This is a genomic window from Microbacterium sp. Leaf351 (assembly GCF_001423825.1).
GTDB lineage: Bacteria > Actinomycetota > Actinomycetes > Actinomycetales > Microbacteriaceae > Microbacterium > Microbacterium ginsengisoli.
Window position 1 is genome coordinate 60,950 of the sequence record NZ_LMPK01000005.1, and the last position, 918, is coordinate 61,867.

Here is a 918-nt window from a genome sequence, read left to right on the forward strand (position 1 = left end):
TCGTCGCGAGCGAGTTCGCGCTGGTCAACCTCGACCGCGCCGACCTCGAGGCGCGACAGGCCGCCGGCGAGTCCCGGCTCGCGCTGACGATCAGCGCGCTGAAGCTCACGTCGACGCACCTGTCGAGTGCGCAGCTCGGCATCACGCTGACGACGTTGCTGACCGGTTACACGATGGAGCCGGCGATCTCGAACCTGCTGCGGCCGGTGCTCTCCGGCTGGGGACTCCCCGACGGGGTGGTCACCGCGACCGCGGCGACCATCGCGATCGTGTTCGCGACCGTGATGTCGATGATCCTGGGCGAGCTCGTGCCGAAGAACTTCGCGCTCGCCGTGCCGCGTCAGACGGCCAAGCTCGTCATCCCGTTCCAGACCCTGTTCACCACCGTGTTCCGGCCCGCGATCGCCCTCCTCAACGGCAGCGCGAACAAGGTGCTGCGCGCCATGGGGATCGAGCCGAAGGAGGAGCTCTCGGGCGCGCGCACGGCGGAGGAGCTCTCGAGCCTCGTGCGGCGCTCGGCGAGCGCGGGTGTGCTGGAGGCCGACACGGCGACGCTCCTGAACCGCACCCTGACTTTCGCGCGCCTGTCGGCGGGAGACGTGATGACCCCCCGCCCGCGGGTGCACGCGCTCGCCGTCGACGCGACGGCGGACGACGTCGTCGCACTCGCCCGCGCGACCGGACACTCTCGCTTCCCGGTCTTTCAGGAGTCGGTCGACGACATCACCGGCATCGTGCATCTGAAGGCCGCGGTCTCGGTTCCGCGCGAGCGTCGGCGGGACGTGCCGGTCGCGGCGCTCGCGACCGAGCCGCTGCGGGTGCCCGAGACGGTGCACCTCGATCAGCTGATCTCCGAGTTGCGCGCCCGGGGCTACCAGATGGCCGTCGTCGTGGACGAGTACGGCGGCACCGCCGGGG

General features: G+C 71.1%; 1 protein-coding gene. It reads left to right on the forward strand.

Annotated features, from left to right (window positions below; all coding sequences use genetic code 11):
- On the forward strand, positions 1 to 918 hold a 918-nt coding region (locus ASG00_RS02275), incomplete at both ends, for a hemolysin family protein (RefSeq protein WP_235559079.1).